General features: G+C 59.6%; 17 protein-coding genes and 1 tRNA gene. 16 read left to right on the top strand and 2 right to left on the bottom strand.

Annotated features, from left to right (window positions below):
- Positions 1-219 precede the first annotated feature (219 nt).
- Positions 220-1356, top strand: a complete 1137-nt coding sequence (locus ABS758_RS00810; protein ID WP_350380215.1) for a glycosyltransferase family 4 protein — start codon at positions 220-222, stop codon at positions 1354-1356.
- A gap of 4 nt (positions 1357-1360) precedes the next feature.
- On the opposite strand, the gene ABS758_RS00805 is transcribed toward ABS758_RS00810, so the two are convergent.
- Positions 1361-2746 (bottom strand): phosphomannomutase/phosphoglucomutase, encoded by a 1386-nt coding sequence (locus ABS758_RS00805; RefSeq protein WP_350379764.1) that lies wholly within the window; start codon positions 2744-2746, stop codon positions 1361-1363.
- 145 nt (positions 2747-2891) lie between these two features.
- Between ABS758_RS00805 and ABS758_RS00800 the strand changes: the two genes are divergently transcribed.
- Positions 2892-4310: an FAD-binding oxidoreductase gene (locus ABS758_RS00800; protein ID WP_350379762.1), complete on the top strand. Its 1419-nt coding sequence runs from the start codon at positions 2892-2894 to the stop codon at positions 4308-4310.
- A gap of 42 nt (positions 4311-4352) precedes the next feature.
- Here the strand turns inward: ABS758_RS00800 and mutM are convergent, their stop codons facing one another.
- A complete protein-coding gene (gene mutM / locus ABS758_RS00795) occupies positions 4353-5180 on the bottom strand; it encodes a bifunctional DNA-formamidopyrimidine glycosylase/DNA-(apurinic or apyrimidinic site) lyase (RefSeq protein WP_350379761.1) in 828 nt (275 codons plus the stop codon).
- Positions 5181-5265: 85 nt separating this feature from the next.
- Here mutM and ABS758_RS00790 point away from each other — a divergent pair, with 85 nt between their 5' ends.
- The 14 genes from ABS758_RS00790 to ABS758_RS00725 all read left to right on the top strand — a co-directional run bounded on the left by ABS758_RS00790 (position 5266) and on the right by ABS758_RS00725 (position 17633).
- Positions 5266-7038, top strand: coding sequence for a tetratricopeptide repeat protein (locus tag ABS758_RS00790; protein WP_350379759.1), 1773 nt, complete (start codon positions 5266-5268; stop codon positions 7036-7038).
- Entirely contained in the window at positions 7035-7616 is a 582-nt protein-coding gene (locus ABS758_RS00785) for an outer membrane lipoprotein LolB (RefSeq protein ID WP_350379757.1), read from the top strand. The genes ABS758_RS00790 and ABS758_RS00785 overlap by 4 nt, the downstream gene beginning before the upstream one ends.
- Before the next feature lie 43 nt (positions 7617-7659).
- Complete coding sequence (gene ispE, locus ABS758_RS00780; protein WP_350380213.1) at positions 7660-8574, top strand: 4-(cytidine 5'-diphospho)-2-C-methyl-D-erythritol kinase; 915 nt, start codon at positions 7660-7662, stop codon at positions 8572-8574.
- 6 nt (positions 8575-8580) lie between these two features.
- Positions 8581-8657: transfer RNA gene (locus ABS758_RS00775), tRNA-Gln, on the top strand.
- A gap of 95 nt (positions 8658-8752) precedes the next feature.
- Positions 8753-9703, top strand: coding sequence for a ribose-phosphate pyrophosphokinase (locus ABS758_RS00770; protein ID WP_350379754.1), 951 nt, complete (start codon positions 8753-8755; stop codon positions 9701-9703).
- 92 nt (positions 9704-9795) lie between these two features.
- The gene (locus ABS758_RS00765; protein ID WP_350379751.1) at positions 9796-10416 is read left to right on the top strand and encodes a 50S ribosomal protein L25/general stress protein Ctc; all 621 of its coding nucleotides are present in this window, start codon (positions 9796-9798) and stop codon (positions 10414-10416) included.
- 144 nt (positions 10417-10560) lie between these two features.
- Positions 10561-11160 (top strand): aminoacyl-tRNA hydrolase, encoded by a 600-nt coding sequence (gene pth / locus ABS758_RS00760; RefSeq protein ID WP_350379748.1) that lies wholly within the window; start codon positions 10561-10563, stop codon positions 11158-11160.
- Between the two features lie 118 nt (positions 11161-11278).
- Positions 11279-12031: a CPBP family glutamic-type intramembrane protease gene (locus tag ABS758_RS00755; RefSeq protein ID WP_350379746.1), complete on the top strand. Its 753-nt coding sequence runs from the start codon at positions 11279-11281 to the stop codon at positions 12029-12031.
- Between the two features lie 82 nt (positions 12032-12113).
- Positions 12114-13205, top strand: a complete 1092-nt coding sequence (ychF, locus tag ABS758_RS00750; RefSeq protein ID WP_350379744.1) for a redox-regulated ATPase YchF — start codon at positions 12114-12116, stop codon at positions 13203-13205.
- A 219-nt stretch (positions 13206-13424) separates the two neighbouring features.
- A complete protein-coding gene (locus ABS758_RS00745; protein ID WP_350379742.1) occupies positions 13425-14594 on the top strand; it encodes a tyrosine-type recombinase/integrase in 1170 nt (389 codons plus the stop codon).
- Positions 14591-15442 carry a hypothetical protein gene (locus ABS758_RS00740; protein WP_350379740.1) on the top strand — a complete coding sequence of 284 codons (852 nt, stop codon included), beginning with the start codon at positions 14591-14593 and terminating at the stop codon, positions 15440-15442. The genes ABS758_RS00745 and ABS758_RS00740 overlap by 4 nt, the downstream gene beginning before the upstream one ends.
- Positions 15443-15578: 136 nt before the next feature.
- Positions 15579-15776: a helix-turn-helix transcriptional regulator gene (locus ABS758_RS00735; RefSeq protein WP_350379739.1), complete on the top strand. Its 198-nt coding sequence runs from the start codon at positions 15579-15581 to the stop codon at positions 15774-15776.
- Between the two features lies 1 nt (position 15777).
- A complete protein-coding gene (locus tag ABS758_RS00730; RefSeq protein WP_350379737.1) occupies positions 15778-16554 on the top strand; it encodes a hypothetical protein in 777 nt (258 codons plus the stop codon).
- A 2-nt stretch (positions 16555-16556) separates the two neighbouring features.
- The gene (locus tag ABS758_RS00725; RefSeq protein WP_350379735.1) at positions 16557-17633 is read left to right on the top strand and encodes a site-specific integrase; all 1077 of its coding nucleotides are present in this window, start codon (positions 16557-16559) and stop codon (positions 17631-17633) included.
- Positions 17634-17665: the final 32 nt, after the last annotated feature.

The following is a 17665-nucleotide window of genomic DNA, read 5'->3' as shown; positions in this document are numbered from 1 at the left end:
GATCAGGCCGTGCGGGCGGTACGCCAGCCGCAATGGGTGCAGCAACAAACCCACGCACGCCAGTCGGTGGCGCAGCGCTTCAGCCTCGAAGCCATGGTGGATCGTTACCACGTGGTGTGGTATCGCCTGGCAGCGGATTTTCCCAATGTGCCCGGCGCGCGGCCTGCTGTTTCGGCATCTTCTGCCGCAGGGGCCTCGCATACCACCACGGCGTCCTCGATTGAGGGCTCGGGGCGGCCCCGGCGCCTGCTGTTTTTCATCACCAACCCCGCTTTCCTGGTGTCGCATCGCCTGCCCATTGCCCTGGCGGCCCAGGCGGCCGGCTACGAGGTGCATGTGGCCTCGATGGGTGGGCCGGCCGTGGCGCAGCTGCAGGCATTAGGGCTTACGCATCATCAGTTGCCGCTCTCGCGCACCAGCATGCGGCCCTGGACAGAAGCCCGCAGCTTGTGGGCGATCTGGCGTTTGTTTCGTAATCTGCAACCCGACCTCGTTCATGTCGTTACCCTGAAATCCGTGCTGTACGGTGGTATCGCCAGCCGCCTGGCCAGGGTGCCCGCCCTGGTGGCCGCGATTTCCGGCCTTGGATATGTGTTTATTCAGGGCTCAGGGTCGCGGCACCTGCTTAAACGGCTGGCGTTGTTGCTCTATCGCCTGGCGCTGGGACAGCGCCACAGCAGGGTGATCTTTCAAAACGCGGCGGATCGCGACGTCTTGCTGGATGCCCATGCAGTGCGGCCAGAGCAGGTTGTCATGGTGCGGGGCTCCGGCGTGGATCTGGAAAAATTTTCGCCAACGCCCTGGCCCGATGGCCCGGTAACCATTGCCATGGCCACCCGCCTGTTGCACGACAAAGGTGTGCGCGAGTTTGTCGATGCCGCGCGTCTGTCGGCGTCTCGCGGTGACGGGCTGCGCTGGCGGCTGGCTGGCAGCCTGGATCCCGAAAATCCCGCGTCTGTCGGTGCGCATGAACTGCAGGCCTGGCAGGCCGAAGGCGTGATCGACTACGTAGGCGAATGCACGGATGTGGCCGCCTTTTATGGTGCTGCGCATATCGTCACGTTGCCTTCCTATCGCGAGGGCTTGCCCAAATCCCTGATCGAAGCCGCCGCTTGCGGCCGGCCCATTGTGACAACCGACGTGCCGGGTTGTCGGGATGCCATCGAGCCTGGCGTTACCGGATTACTGGTGCCTGCCCGCGATGCGCAGGCCCTGGCGAATGCGGTGCAACGTTTGGCGGCCAACCCCGAATTGCGCGAGCGCATGGGGGCTGCCGGGCGCGATCTGGCCGAGCGTGATTTTGGCCTGCAAACCATCGTCCAGGCACATCTGGATGTGTATGAGGCGCTGACTTAAGGGTTTAAAACGGCAGCTTGCACCCTGGCAGCAAGGCGTCTATCGCGGTGCGAAACTCGTTTTGGATGCGTGACAGGGCTTCGGGAGTATCGCCCTCGAAGCGCAGCACCACCACCGGAGTGGTGTTGGATGCCCGTGCCAGGCCAAACCCGTCGGAGTATTCGGCGCGGATGCCGTCGATGGTGATGCGGTCGATGGCTGTGGGAAATCGCCCTTCGGTTTGCAGACGTTTGACAAAGGGATGCGGCTCGCCTTCGTTCATGGCCAGCTTGAGCTCGGGTGTGGAGAGCCCCTGTGGCAGGGATTCCAGCAATTGGCTGGGGTTGTCGTTGGCAGACAAAATCTCCAGTAGCCGTGCGCCTGCATACAGGCCATCGTCAAAGCCAAACCAGCGTTCCTTGAAGAACAGGTGGCCACTCATTTCGCCAGCCAGTGGGGCGCCGGTTTCTGCCAGCCGCGCCTTGATCAGGGAATGGCCTGTTTGCGACATCAGCGGCATCCCGCCGGCCTGGCGGATGGCTTGGCCCAGATGGCGGCTGCACTTGACGTCGTAAATAATGGATGCACCAGGCTGGCGCTGCAAAATATCACGGGCAAACAGCACCATCTGGCGATCGGGCCAGATGATTTCGCCCGAGCGGGTGACGACACCCAGCCGGTCGGCATCGCCGTCAAAGGCCAGGCCCAGCTCGCAATCGGTGCTTTGCACGTGGCGGATCAGGTCTTGCAGGTTTGCTGGCTCGGCGGGATCGGGGTGGTGATTGGGAAAATGCCCGTTGACGGTGCAGAAGAGCTCGTCGACTGTGCAGCCCAGGGCGCGGTACAGGGCGCCCGCCGCCACGGCACCCACGCCATTGCCGCAGTCGATGGCAATGTGCATGGGCCGCTTCAGCCGGACATCCTGGCAGATGCGCTGGATGTAGGTATCAACAAGATCTTGCTTGTGTGCCTGGCCGCTTGCCATGTTGGCGGGGGCCTGGATATTGACCATACGGTTATGCAGGGCCTGGATGTCTGCGCCATGCAGGGTGCGCCCGGCCATCATCAGTTTGAAACCGTTGTAGTCGGGCGGATTATGGCTGCCCGTGATAGCCACCCCTGAGCCGCAACCATCGACGTGGGCTGCAAAATAGACCAGAGGGGTGTGCACCAGCCCGAGATCGGTGGTGTGGATGCCGCCGGCGTGCAGGCCGGCTTGCAAGGACTGTGACAGTGACGGGCTGCTGAGCCGGCCGTCGTGGCCCACCACCAGCCGGGTGACGTTTTCGAGGTGTGCCTGGGCCGCCAGGGCCAGCCCCAGATTGTAGGCAAACACATCATTGAGCTGATCCGGGACGGTTCCGCGGATATCGTATGCTTTGAAGACGGAGGCAGGTAGGGCAGGGGTCACGGCGGTTCTCGAGATGAACAGACAGACGCTGACGACCAAAGATACACCCTGATGACAAGGTCTCTGTGGGTGGCCAGCGGCAAACAGCCCTATTATCGCCGATTACAATAGCAGCTTCCGGACAGGGTTTAGGGATTGGCAAAACATGGATCATCTGGTCGAGTTGCAGGCGCTGGTGGGTGCTTCGCAGGTTCTGACAGGCGCAGACGCGCAGGCCTTTGAGGTTGATTGGCGTGAGCGCTACCGTGGCCGTGCCCGCGCCGTGGTGCGGCCGGGCAGCACCGATGAAGTCGCAGCCGTTGTGCGCTATTGCGCACAAGCGGGCATTCCAGTGATCCCCCAGGGTGGCAATACCGGCTTGTGTGGTGGCGCTACCCCTGACAACTCAGGCCAGGCCATTATTTTGTCATTGCAGCGGCTCAATCGCGTGCGCGGCATCGATACCGAAAACGACACCATGGATGTCGAAGCCGGCTGCATTTTGCAGTCGGTGCAGCAGGCGGCCCGCGAGGCCGGACGCCTGTTTCCGCTTAGCCTGGCTGCCGAAGGCAGCTGCACCATTGGCGGCAATCTTGCCACCAATGCCGGTGGCACGCAGGTGTTGCGTTACGGCAATATGCGCGAGCTCACACTGGGGCTGGAGGTTGTCACTGCTCAGGGCAAAATCTGGCACGGCCTGCGGGGCCTGCGCAAAGACAACACGGGCTACGATCTACGCGATCTGTTCATCGGCAGCGAGGGCACGCTTGGGGTCATCACGGCCGCCACGCTCAAACTGCATCCCTTACCGGTGGCGCGTTGCACGGCTTTGTTGGCGCTGGATTCAATCGCCGCCGCCATCGACATGCTGGCGCGGGCGCGGGCAGGCCTGGGGCCGGCACTTACCGGCTTCGAACTCATGGCGGGCAATTGTCTGCAGGATGTGGCCCGCTGCTTTCCGCAGCAGCGGATTCCCTTCGAAGGTGCGTCGGCCCAACTGCCCTGGTTTGCCTTGCTCGAGCTCTCCGACAGCGAGTCCGAGGCCCACGCGCGTGAGCGCTTCGAGGTGGTCATCGGCGAGGCCCTTGAAGCGGGCGTGGTCCAGGATGCCGTCATTGCAGAGTCCATGGCGCAAAGCCATGCCTTGTGGCATCTGCGCGAAAGCATTCCGCTGGCCGAAAAAGAATCCGGCAAAAGTATCAAGCACGATGTGTCCGTCCCGGTATCCCGGATGGCCGAGTTTGTCGAACAAACCAATGCAGCCTTGCAGGCAGCATTTCCTGGCATTCGTCACGTCATTTTCGGGCACCTTGGTGATGGCAACCTGCATTACAACGTCGCACGCGGCGCCGATTGGGCCGAAGGCCAGCTGCTGGCCCGACAAGACGACGTCTACGCGCTGGTGCATGCGCGTGTCCATGCTGTGGGCGGGTCGATCAGTGCCGAGCACGGGGTGGGGCAGCTCAAGCGCGATGCCTTGCCTCAGTTCAAGGATCCCGTCGAGATGGCGCTGATGCACCAGATCAAGGCTGCCCTGGATCCTCAGGGCATGTTCAATCCCGGCAAGGTGTTGCAGGCCCAATAGCCATCCGGCCTGCCGCCGTCTCGGTGTGCGGGGTGGATAGGGTCAGCGTTTTTGGCAACCCGGACAAAAATACGTGGCGCGCTGCCCCTGGATAATGCGTCGGATGGGGTTGCCGCAGCGTGGGCAGGGCTGGTTCTGATGCTCGTACACAGCCGCGTGCAATGTAAAGTAGGCGCCCGGGGTGCCTTGGGCATTGACATAATCACGCAGGGTACTGCCACCGGCGTCCAGGGCCTGGGTCAGTGTCGTCTGGATGGCGGCATGCAGTTGCACGCTTTTGGGGCGCGAAATCCGGCTGCCCGGTGTGCGTGGGTCGATTCCTGCCAGAAACAAAGACTCTGATGCGTAGATGTTGCCCACGCCCACCACGATTTTGCCCGCCAGCAGTAGGGGCTTGATCGCTTGCCGGCGTCCCCGCAGCCCTGCGTGCAGCCGCTCGGGGGTAAAGCCCGGGTCAAAGGGTTCGATGCCCAGGTTTGCCAGCAAGGGGTGTTGTGCCAGCGGGCCGTCGGTATCCGGGTGCCACAGTACCGCGCCAAAGCGGCGGGGGTCGTGCAGCAAAAACCGGGCATCATCAAAGCGCCACTCCACGTGGTCATGTTTGCGCAAGGGTTCGTCCAGCGGCACACGGCGCAAAGACCCCGACATCCCCAGATGAACAATCTGGGTGCCGTGTTCAAAGCGGATCAGCAGATACTTGCCGCGGCGCTCGCAGGCCAGCACGGTGCGGTTCTCCAAGAGGGCAGGCAGATCCGGCCGGATGGGCCAGCGCAGGCGGCTTTCGTGGACAATCAGTTGCCGCAGGGTGCGGCCCGGCATAACCGTGGCGATTCCACGACGCGTTGTTTCGACTTCTGGCAGTTCAGGCATGGCGGGGTGATAAGATCCTCTTTCGATGAAGCAATTTTGCCACCAGACGCGGGCGTTTCTCGCGTTGCGGCCCTGGTTACCGCTGATGAGACTCTCCGCTTCCGTATTGCCCGTGGTGCTGGCCTTGGCTGCTGCGCAGGATACCGCTTGGGCAGCCAATTTGCCCAGCCCTGCAGAGTCCGTCGAAACCATCCGGCTGCGCGCAGGCGAACCCCCCGACGTCTCTCTTACCCCAGATCTTCTGTTTCGCATTCTGGTGGCCGAGCTCTCGGCTCAGCAGGGAAACTATAACGATTCTGCCCAAGAGCTTCTTGGTCTGGCCCGAGACACGCTCGATCCGCGCCTTGGGCAGCGTGCCTTTCAGATGGCCATGACTGGCCGCAACCTGGCGCTTGCGCTACAAGCCGCACGTCAGTGGGCCACGCTCGACCCCAATAATCCCGAGGCGGTGGCCGCCTCGCTGGCGCTGTCTGCATCCAGTGGACAAACGGATGGTCTGGCCCACACGCTGGCGCGCCGCATCGCGGCGGCCGATGATAAAGACGAGGCGATCGTGCAAGCGGCCGGTATCGTCTCCAAAATGACCGACAAGCGTCTGGCCCTGGATGTGCTTGACAAAGCTCTGGTCGATGTTGTCAAAACCTCGTCACTGGCCCATCTGGCCTTGTCGGATGCCGCCTGGGCGGCAGGCGAGCCGCGCCGTGCCGTAAACGAGGCCTATCAGGGCCAGGCCCTGGATCCGGATTCTCCCGATGCGGCGCAACGCATCCTGGAGTACGGCTTGCGGGTAGAGCCCCGCCAGGCGCTGGGGGATACTTACGCCTATCTGGCCAAGCATCCGGATCAGCGTGCCCTGCAGTTGTTGCTGGTCAGCCGGCTGACTTCACAGGGGCAGTTTGACGAAGCCCTTCGGCAATTGGGCGAGATGCGTCAGCGCACCCCCGAAGATTTCGATCTTCTCTATACCGAGGCTGAAGTCAACGCCCGGGCAGGGCGCTACGAGGCAGCCCGGGGCCTGCTCAATGAATACATCCTGATTCAGCAGCAGCGCCGCAAGAGTGTGGCCGATGGTGCCAGTACTGCGCAGGCCGATGTTTCGGATGCTCGTTTGCTGCTGGTGCGGATTGCCGAGCGCGAGGGAAACCTCAAAGAGGCCATCCACCAGTTGCAGTCCATCGACGAACCTACCCTGCGGTTCCAGGCGCAGACGCATGTTGCCGTGCTGTATGGCAAGCTGGGCAATATTGCTCAGGCCCGGGCCGTACTGGATGCCATCAAGCCCGTGGATCGCCGCGAGCGTGCTGTGGTGCAGCTTACGCTTGCATCTATCTACCGGGATGCCGGACGTACCGATCAGGCAGTCGATATCCTGAAAGCCGCCGACCTCGAAATGCCTGACACCTCCGAGATCAAGTACGACCTCGGGATGCTGCTGCACGAGCAGGGTAAAACGGCAGAGTTCGAAGCCCTGATGCGGCGTGTCATCGAGCTTGAGCCAGACAATGCCAATGCGTATAACTCGCTGGGCTACACCTATGTAGAGGCCAACCGCAATCTGCCCGAGGCGCGTGACCTCCTCGAGCGAGCCCTCGATCTGGATCCGGACAACGGCTATATCCTGGATAGTGTGGGCTGGTATCTGTTTCGTACGGGCGACTATCAGGGCGCCCTCGAGTACCTGCGCCGCTCCTATGATCAACTGCAGGCTGCAGATGTCGCTGCACATCTGGGCGAAACGCTCTGGATGCTCGATCGTCACGCAGAGGCCCGGCGTATCTGGACAGAAGGTCTGCGCTCCGATCCTGACAATGCTGCGCTTCAGGACACCTTGCGCCGTCTTGGAGTCAAGCTGCCATGACACTGTTTTCTTTTTGGCGCGCATTGCGCGGTGCACTGGCGCTGGGTTTTGTGGTGTGGCTTGCGGGTTGCGCCACACCGGCCCATATTCAGGGGACAGGGTCGGCCTTTGATCGCATCGGCCGGTTTGCTGTCAATTTGCAGCCCGTGGCGCAAAGCCCTTATGCCGCCCAGGGTGGGTTCTCCTGGCGCGATAGTCGCGACACCTTGCAGCTGGACCTCAGCAATCCACTGGGCAGCGTGCTGGCCCGTATTCATGTCACACCGCAACGCGCCGTGCTTCAGCGTGCTGACGGCAGCAGCGAATCCGCACCATCTCCGGATGCACTGCTGACGCAGGTGTGGGGGCATCCCATGCCCGTGTCGGGCCTGCGCAGCTGGATTCAGGGCCGCACCACGCCCAACCATCCAGTGCAACAGGTACAGCGCGACCCCCAGGGCCGTCTGCAGGCTTTCCAGCAAGATGGCTGGCAGGTACAGCTGTCTGATTACGATGCGCAAGGGCCCTTGCGGGTGCGTTTGTCGCGTCATGACGACCAAGGCCAGTGGCGTTTGCAACTGGTGATGGGTCGCGATTAAGTCTGTGACCGGCCATCCTGATCCATCCTCCATCAGCCCCGGTTTGGCCGCCCGCGCGCCGGCCACTACGCTATACGACGTCCCGGCACCCGCCAAGCTCAACCTGTTCTTGCATGTCACCGGGCGCCGTGCGGATGGCTACCACCTGTTGCAGACTGCCTTTCGCTTCATCGATCTGCAAGACAAGTTGTTTTTTGAGCGTACCTCGGACGGCCGGGTTGTCCGGGAGGGCGAGGGCCTGGTGGGTCTGCCGGCCGAGCAGGACCTGGTCTTGAGGGCTGCCCTGTGCCTGCAGCAGGCCACGGGCACGTCGTACGGAGCCCGCATCCGTTACCAAAAAAATATCCCTGCCGGCGGTGGCCTGGGGGGTGGCTCAAGCGATGCGGCCACAACCCTGCTGGCACTTAACCGTCTCTGGGGTACAGGGCTTGATCGTGCCGCCCTCTTGCGTCTGGCGCTGCCCCTGGGGGCGGATGTGCCGGTGTTTGTGTTTGGCCAGAATGCCTTTGCACAGGGCATTGGCGAAGACCTCCATCCTTTGTCGATGCCGCCACAGGCGTATTGGGTGGTACGCCCAAAGGTACATACCGACACAGTCGGCATCTTTCGGGATCCTGATTTGACAAGAGATTCAGAATCGGTAAAAATCTCGGTCTTTGCTGATTGGCAAACACGTCATGGCAGCCTATTTGGCTGCAACGATCTTCAGCCTGTCGCGTGTCGGCACCACCCCATGATTGCCAGGGTTCTTGTGGCAATGCATGATGCGGGGCTTGACGCCCGAATGACTGGCTCGGGTTCATGTCTGTTTGCGCCGTTTTCTGATGTCCGGCAAGCCCGGATGCAGCAAAACCGGATAATCAGTAAAATAAACAACCTGCCTGATGTGGCGATCGAAAACACCTGGGTTTGCCAGGGGCTTGATGATCATCCGCTTCGGGGTTGGGTAGTGGATTAATACTGCTGGGGAATCGCCAAGCTGGTTAAGGCACTGGATTTTGATTCCAGCATGCGAAGGTTCGAATCCTTCTTCCCCAGCCATCCTTCCATTTCAGACATTTGTTTCAGGCTGTTGAGTCGGTCCCGCCGGGGCACTGGTCAACAGCCTTGTCATTTGACACCACTGGTTCGATACCATGACACAAGACAGATTCATGATTTTTACCGGAACAGCCAATCCTCGTCTGGCTGTCGATGTGGTGAATCATCTGGATATGTCGCTGGGCAAAATGACAGTTGGCCGGTTTTCAGACGGCGAAGTCATGGTCGAAATCAACGAAAACGTGCGTGGCAAAGACGTTTTCGTGTTGCAGCCCACTTGCGCACCCACCAACGACAATCTCATGGAAATCATGGTGATGGTCGATGCCCTGCGCCGTGCTTCGGCTCGCAACATCACGGCAGCCATCCCGTATTTTGGCTATGCCCGCCAAGACCGTCGTCCGCGTTCCGCTCGCGTGTCCATCTCCGCCAAGGTAGTGGCCAACATGCTCCAGTCTGTGGGCGTCGACCGCATCATGATGATGGATCTGCACGCAGATCAGATCCAGGGGTTCTTCGATATTCCTGTCGACAACATCTATGCCGGCCCCATTTTGCTGGGTGACATCTGGAGCCGCAATTTCCAGAACCTGGTGGTGGTTTCGCCTGATATCGGCGGCGTGGTGCGGGCGCGGGCCCTGGCCAAGCAGCTCGAGTCCGACCTGGCCATCATCGACAAGCGCCGCCCGCGCGCCAATGTGTCAGAAGTCATGAACATCATTGGCGACGTCAACGGCCGCACCTGCCTCATCATGGACGACATGGTCGACACCGCAGGTACGCTGTGCAAGGCGGCGCAAGCGCTTAAAGACCGTGGCGCAGGTCTGGTGTACGCCTATTGCACCCATCCTGTGCTCTCTGGCGAAGCCGTCAAACGCATTCAAGAATCCGCGCTCGACGAAGTTGTCGTCACGGACACCATTCCGCTGTCCGAGACTGCCCGCAATTGCAGCAAGATTCGCCAGCTGTCCTGTGCCTCCTTATTGGGTGAAACCATTTTGCGCATCGCCACAGCCGAATCCGTCAGTTCGCTGTTTGCCGATTGATTTTTTTCACCCCCCGCTGGTCGCGGCGGGGGTTAACGCAGCTTGCGCTGCTGTTTTGATGGGGCCTGCGGGCCCCGATTTTGGAGTTTTCCATGAAATTTACCGCCACTTCACGTAGCGTCCAGGGTTCGAGTGCGAGCCGCCGCCTGCGCCACGCCGGTCGGGTGCCTGCCATTGTTTATGGTGGCAAGTCTGCCCCCGCCAATATCGAACTCGATCACAACGAGATCTACCACGCCCTGAACAAAGAAGAATTCCACGCCTCCATCCTCGATATGGTGCTGGACGGCAAAGCCGAGCCCGTGCTGGTGCGCGCGGTTCAGTGGCACCCGTACAAAGCGCTGGTGTTGCACGTCGATTTTCAGCGCGTAGATGCCTCGCAGGCGGTCAGCACCAAGGTGCCCGTGCACTATCTCAATGCCGACCAAAGCCCGGCCGTCAAGCTGGCAGGCCAGGTCATCACCCACGGCCCGTCCGAGCTCGATATCACCTGCTTGCCTGCCAACCTGCCCAAGTTCGTCGAAGTTGATCTTGGTGGTATGGTGGGTAATGCCCGCTTGCACCTGGCCGACATCACCTTGCCGATCGGCGTCAAATACGTGCCGCACGGCGACGACGTCAACCCGTTGCTGGCCCAGGCCTCTGCACCCAGGGGTGCGGCAGCCGATGATGCCCCCGCCAGCGACGCTCCGGAAGTCCCGGCAGCCGAGTAATCCTGCTGTGCCCACGCAAGGCCGGCTTGCCGGCCCCGTGGGTGTTATCACACCATGATCATCAGCCCCCGCCTGTCGTCAGACAGTCGGGGGTTTGTCGTATCATGAGGCCTTTTTGGCTCCATACTCTTTTTTGGCCACACCATGACTGCGCCCATCCGTCTCATCGTGGGTCTGGGCAACCCCGGCCCCGAATACGAAACCACGCGCCACAACGCCGGCTTTTGGCTGGCCGATCACTTCGCCGACGACCTGCACGCCAGCTTTGCGCTGGATAAATCGTTTTTTGCCTGGGTGGCGCGGGCTCGCCATGCGGGCCAGGCGGTAATCCTCGCCAAACCCACCACCTTCATGAACAAATCAGGGCAGGCTGTGGGCGCATTGGCGCGCTTCTACAAATTGCAGCCCGAAGAAATTCTGGTATTGCATGACGAAATGGATCTCCTGCCAGGCGCCGTCAAGCTTAAATGTGGCGGTGGTCATGCGGGCCACAATGGTTTGCGCGATATCCAGTCGGTGCTGGGCACCCCCAAGTTCTGGCGGTTGCGCATCGGTATTGGCCATCCGCGCAGCCTGGGCCTGGCTCAATCGGTCATCAATTTTGTGCTGCACCCCCCGCGCCAGGATGATATGCCCGGGATCGACGAAGCCATCCGCCGCTGCCGTGTCGAGTTGCCCGGTTTGCTGGACGGTCAGTTTGATCGTGTCACCGAGCACCTGCACCAGGGCAATCATGGCGGGTGACAAGGGAGGGAAAATGCGCGTGGCGGATTTTTTGCCGGGCTGGCATGATGCATTTCATCGGGTAGCCACAAGGTAGGCGAGGATGCGAGGGTTCAGGCGGCCAGAAAATTTGCCTACGATGGGCGAAGAAATTGTCGATTTCTTACGGTTTCTGGTGCGGCCACGGCCAGGCCCGCGGCTGCCGGGGCATCATGCCGGCAATGGGGTGTGGGCCGATTTTCGTATCAATGCGCCGTGGTGGCGCCTGCTGCATTGGGCGGTGCTGCTCTGGACAGTCAATCTTGTGGTGTTTGCGCCCCTGGCGCTGTCTGCCGCACAGGCCAGCGGTGCGCAACACCGACTGGATCTCCACAACTTGCCCTGGCTCACCGCCTTCATCTGGGCCCCCATCATCGAAGAGTTCACCTTCAGGTACGTGCTGCGCCGGCCTGCCATGATTTGGTGGTTTGTGCCACTGATGGTGGCTATTTTGGTGCAGGGCCCGGGGCCTACGTCCATCCTGCTGGCTAGCCTGGCGTGCCTGTTGGCCCTGGCACCGCAGTGGTATCCGCAACAGCATCGTTGGCGCAAGGGCTGGGCCGCGTCCTGGCGTGCCAGGCGGGCGTTTGGCCGGTATTATCCAGGTTTGTTCCATCTGGTTGCCCTGGCGTTTGCCGCCGTGCATCTGTACAACTTCCGCATGACCGCCATGAACCTGGTTTTGCTGCCCCTGTTGGTGTTGCCGCAGTGGGTTACCGGCCTGGTGCTGGGTTGGATACGTGTCAGGCGTGGGGTGGGTACGTCGATGCTGCTGCACGCAATCTTCAATGGCGGGCCCTTATTGCTCATCGGGATTTTGCTGCACTTTGCGCCTCAGTTGGCTGCTTACTAGGCCGTCAGCACGCCTCGGCCTCATTTTGGCAGCCGGGCTACAATAGCGGCCTGATTTTCCTTCACTTTTCTTCAGGATCCCCATGGCACTGCAATGCGGCATCGTTGGCCTGCCCAACGTCGGCAAATCCACTCTGTTCAATGCCCTGACAAAAGCTGGCATTGCCGCAGAGAACTACCCCTTTTGCACCATCGAACCCAATGTGGGGGTGGTCGAGGTGCCGGATCACCGGCTGGCACAGTTGGCCGCTATCGTTAGTCCCGAGCGCATCCTGCCGGCCGTGGTCGAGTTTGTAGACATTGCCGGCCTGGTGGCCGGGGCGTCCAAAGGCGAGGGCCTGGGCAACCAGTTTCTGGCCAATATCCGCGAAACCGATGCCATTGTGCACGTGGTGCGCTGTTTCGAAGACGAAAACGTGATCCACGTGGCGGGCCGGGTCAATCCGGTGTCCGACATCGAAGTCATCAACACCGAGCTCGCCCTGGCGGATCTTGCCACCGCCGACAAAATCCTGCAAAAGAATCGCAAACTGGCTAACTCCGGGGATAAAGAAGCCATCCGTCTGGTGGCCCTGCTTGAGCGCATCGTGGCTGCACTGGATGCTGGCAAGTCGGTGCGCAGCCTGGGCCTGGACGAAGACGAGCAGGCCGCAATCCGGGGATACTGCTTTATTACCGCCAAGCGTGCCATGTATGTTGCCAACGTGCGCGACGATGGCTTCAAGAACAATCCCCATCTCAATGCCGTGCAGGATTACGCCGCAGCCGAGAACGCGCCGGTGGTGGCCGTGTGTGCTGCCATCGAAGCCGAGATCGCCGATCTGGACGAGGACGACAAGAGCGTGTTTCTGGAAGACATGGGCATGACAGAGCCCGGGCTCGATCGCGTGGTTCGTGCCGGCTACCAGCTGCTTGGGCTGCAAACGTATTTCACCGCCGGCGTCAAAGAGGTGCGCGCCTGGACCATCCCGGTGGGCGCCACGGCTCCCCAGGCTGCGGGGGTGATTCACACGGATTTCGAGCGTGGCTTCATCCGTGCACAAACCATCAGCTTCGAAGACTTCATCGCCTGCCAGGGCGAACACGGCGCCAAAGAGGCCGGGAAAATGCGCGCCGAGGGCAAGGATTACGTGGTCAAGGATGGCGACGTCATGAATTTTTTGTTTAACGTCTAGACGGAATAGTCGGTTCCATGGAGTTTCCTGGAACAAGATGAAAGCATCAATTCGTCTGAAAAACCGCGTGAATACGCAGTTTTTTGGTTTCGATCTGTTCCTGTATTTTTCTGGGGTTGCCAAGCATTTTGTGAGTACATAATTGAGTACATGTGGTTGATGCAACCATAATATATGAGTATAGTGGTGAAATTGCCCTGTTTTCAAAGGTAGCACACCATGCTCACGGACGCGCATTGCCGCAATGCCAAGCCTCGGGACAAGCTGTATCGGCTCAATGACCATCGTGGTCTCTATCTGGAGGTCAAGCCCTCTGGCGTGAAGGCTTGGCGCTATCGCTATACCCTCAGTGGCAAGGCCAGCATGTATGCCTTGGGCAATTATTCCGAAGTGACGCTATCCCAGGCTCGCGAGCTTTGTGAGGCTGCGCGCAAGCTTGTGAAGCAGGGTATCAACCCCGCCCAGCAACGGCAGCTTGACCGCGTCAGGCGGGCCAGCGAGGCGAAAAATACCTTTGAAGCAGTCGCCAGGGAATGGCTGCAGACGAAAGACTGGAAGGATGTGACCAAGGATCGACGCTTGGACATGCTGACGCGCGTCGTCTTTCCGAGTATCGGCAAGATGCCGGTGCGCGATGTTACCCCGGCACATGTTCTGGGCATTCTGCAGGCCACAGTGAAACGTGGAGCGCCCTCCGTGGCGGCAGAGGCGCGACGGACTATGTCGGCCGTGTTTGAGTTTGCCGTGGCAACCTTGAGGGCAGATACGGATCCCGTATGGCCGGTGCGCAAGGCCATACCGGCCAACAAGACCCAGCACAAGACAGCACTGACGACCGAACAAATCGGCAAGCTGCTGCGCGATTTCGACAACCATCGTTGCACTTATCAGGTGAACTACTGCATGCAGCTCATGTGGTGGACGCTGGCACGGCCATCCGAGGTTGCAGAAGCGGAGTGGTCAGAGTTTGATCTGGAGGCAGCTATCTGGAGCATCCCTGCGCGTCGCATGAAGGCCAGGAAAACCCATGTAATGCCCTTGCCCCGTCAGGCGGTGACGATGCTTAATGGGTTGCGTATGCTGACAGGTAACCGCAAGCATCTTTTTCCGGGTAGAGATAATCGTCATGCGCCGATGTCAGTGGCGTCCCTACGCCAAGCCCTGAAGGTATTGGGGTGGAGTGGAACCTACAGCCCCCATGCCACTCGCACCAGTGGCAGTACCCGGCTGAATGAAATGGGATATCGGCCGGATGCCATCGAGGCGCAGTTGGCTCATGCCGACCAGAACAATGTGCGCCGCGCCTACAACCATGCGACGTACTTTGACGAGTGCAAGGCCATGATGCAGGATTGGGCAGATCATCTGGAGAAATGGAAAGGGCGATGAAGGAGCTACCGTATTTACCTGAAGGGTGTGAGGGAAGGCTGACTTCGGCACAGCAGAAGTTCGTTCAGCTTACTGTCGAGACGGAACTTCGTCTTCGCCGGAAGGGCTTTGCCGTGTTTCGCGATCGTGGCCGCTTTTGCCAGCACATGTTCGGACTGGCAAAAGAATATCAATATCGTCAGCAACGACAATCTGAGCAAGATGATGCTCGGACCAAGTTTGCCAAGGTCAGCGCTCGCGTACAGCAGCTTCAAATGCTGCAGGCAGGACTCGAACCCGCTGAGATCCAGGCGTTGGAGGCGCAGATGAGTCGTCAGTGGGCAAATGCCAGCATGGACGAACGTGAGGGCCGTGCAGAGACGTATTGCGCAATAGGTTGGCCATTTCGTGCCCTGCCCGTGACAATACTGGATGACGCGTTGGAGGGCTTGGGAAAGGCCTCTGCAAAGCTTTCACGAGCATCCCGAACTGGCCGCGCAAAATTACATACTGAACACTGGGCCGCGCGAGAATTTGTCAGGATTTGTCATGCGACGGGATGGTCGCCAATTAGGATGGCCAATAGCAGCCGTCAAGTGAAGGATCAGGATCCTCCCAGGCTGCCCGATGTTGTGTATTGCCTGGCAGCTGTCTTTGAGATGGCCGGCGTTGCCCAGGCCAGGGCTACAAGCAGGGCCTTGACGGTCTTGCGTGCATTGCGCGCCACTCCTGTGCTGCATCCAGTCAGGGTGACGTATGGCCCGGAAGACGAGTATGACGAGGAAGAGTGGTTCGAGGTCAGCCTTCACAACTGCGTGAGCGAGGAGTGGAAGGGGATGCCGAACTTCATTCCAAAGGATCGTAGGTAGGCGGCCGTCAGGCCTCGCCATTACTGGGGATATTGTGCGGGCATTAAAGCTGAGTTTTCTTCGGCTTTAATGCCCGCGACTTTTATCTGTATCGCATGGATCATGGCCCCACGTTCAATTCGTTTCGAGGTTCATCATGAAGATTCTGCGTATCCAGGAGACCTGCAGCAAGATTGCGCTCAGCCGTACGACCCTATGGCGTCTGTGTCAGCAAACAGATTTTCCAAAACCGATTAACCTGGGTGGTCGTGCCGTCGGCTTTCTGGAGCATGAGATCGATCGATGGCTAGAGAACCAAGCGGCTGCGCGTCCAGTTTCGTCCCAGGAGGACTGAAATGGGGCGCCAACGAACAATCAATGACCAAAACTTTTGGCATGCGCCCCGGCTGGAGGGGTGCACCTCCGAAGACAAGTTTGCGCTCATCCATCTGTTGACTGGGCCGAAGAGCAACATTACGGGGGTCTATACGCTCGTACCACGCCATGCGGGGGCTGAGCTTGGCTGGACGCAGGAGCAGTGGCGGGATGTCGTCAATCGGCTGCAGGAGAGGGCTCTGGCTCGCTACGATGATGAACGTCTCATGGTCTGGGTACGCGTCTGGTGGGAACACCATAATGCTCGGCAAACGATGGGTGTGAAGTTGCGCGGCCGAGCTGTGGAGGAGATAAACCGTATTCCGGCTTCCTGGCTGGACGAATTTCTGACGGACTATCGCAGCCGCTTGATGGAGGAGCAGCGACACTGGCTCAGTGCGGTCCTGACGGGGTTGGTTGATACCTCTGCCGAAGGGTATGGATATGGTATCGATACCTCTGCAGGAAAAGTTCGGCATAACAGTAACGAACAACAGAAACTATTAACTGAAACGACAACGGAAAATAGTTATCCACAATCTGTGGATATGTCGGGCATTCCGCTTGAGTTTCAGGGAGATGTCCACCGAGCCATCCAGGTGGCGATTCAGGATGGTTCAATCCGGCATGATCCTCAGTTGGTGATCAAGGCGATGGTCGAACGCTATCGGTCTCCCAGTCCACCCAGGTCTGCATATCCTCTGACCCAGCATCTGGCAAAGCATCTACAGTCTTGTAATGCCGATTGGCAGAGGTAGCCATGTTGGCCGTTGACGATGATGTGTCTATGCTGGTCTTTGAGTCTCAAGGCGTGTTTGACGAGATTTGTCGGGGTAGGGATCCTATAGGGACCGTATCTAAGCGAACAAAAGTTGATTATGCGAAGGTAACCTGGGGATTAGTCAATAGAGCTACACAGTCTGGTATGAGGCTGATGGACGTGGTGTTGACCACCTCACGGTCTTCCACGTATCACAAACGGATGGCAGCGGTCCGCTACCTATTGGCAACGCAGCATCGGAAATTGATGTCAGAGGAAGAGTTTCGTCGCCGGGCGGGAGGTCAGCTTGACTCTCACCAGATCAGTAGCTGGCAAGGTCATCGTGATCTGTTGATCCAGTATCGCGAGCAACAAAAGCGGGGCTTCACGTCGACACGAAGCAAGCGAATCAGCAAGCGGAAGGCGCTGCGTGGACTTCCAGCCGATTGGCGGCAGCAGATCTGTCAGCGTGCAAGGAATGGGAAATATGGTCTTGCAATGCTGGTGGCCGCATTGACTGGATGTCGTCCAGCGGAGCTTGCGTTCGGTGTGGTTGTCTGGCGTGAGCGTTACCCTGAAGATCAGATTGTTTTCCGTGTTAAGGGGGCCAAAGTCAATGATCGGCAGGGTCAGCCTTACCGGCTAATCGCCTATCGGGCCAATGATTCCCATCCTCTGGTTCAGGCTATCACCGGCGAGCTTGATGCCAGCGGTAGTGCTGCGCCTGTGACTGTACAAATTGAACATGTCGGAAATTTCACCGTGGAGATCCGCCGTCTGGCTGAGTGTTTATGGCCAAAACATCCTCACGCTGTAACTGCATATTGTTTTCGACACCAATGGGCAGCGGATATGAAACGTACCCATGCTGGGGACGTTGTCAGCCAGGGGCTGGGACACGTATCGGCCAAGACGCGCCGGTATTATGGGCAGGCGAGACAGGCAACAGGTGACGCCCTACGACCGGTTGCGATCGCTGGTGTGCGTCCGATAAAGGGCGCTACATCAGAGTTCCAAATGGAGCATGCGCGTGATCTTGGGAAGCAAGACCTGTCTCGGATGGGTAGCGGTGGCTGAGTTTGGTTTGTGAAGTAATGTAACATGCAGTA

The organism is Castellaniella sp. FW104-7C03 (assembly GCF_040276085.1).
In the GTDB taxonomy this organism is placed as follows: Bacteria; Pseudomonadota; Gammaproteobacteria; order Burkholderiales; family Burkholderiaceae_B; genus Castellaniella.
Note: the sequence above shows the minus strand (reverse complement) of the source record. Positions and strands in the feature narration are given on the sequence as shown.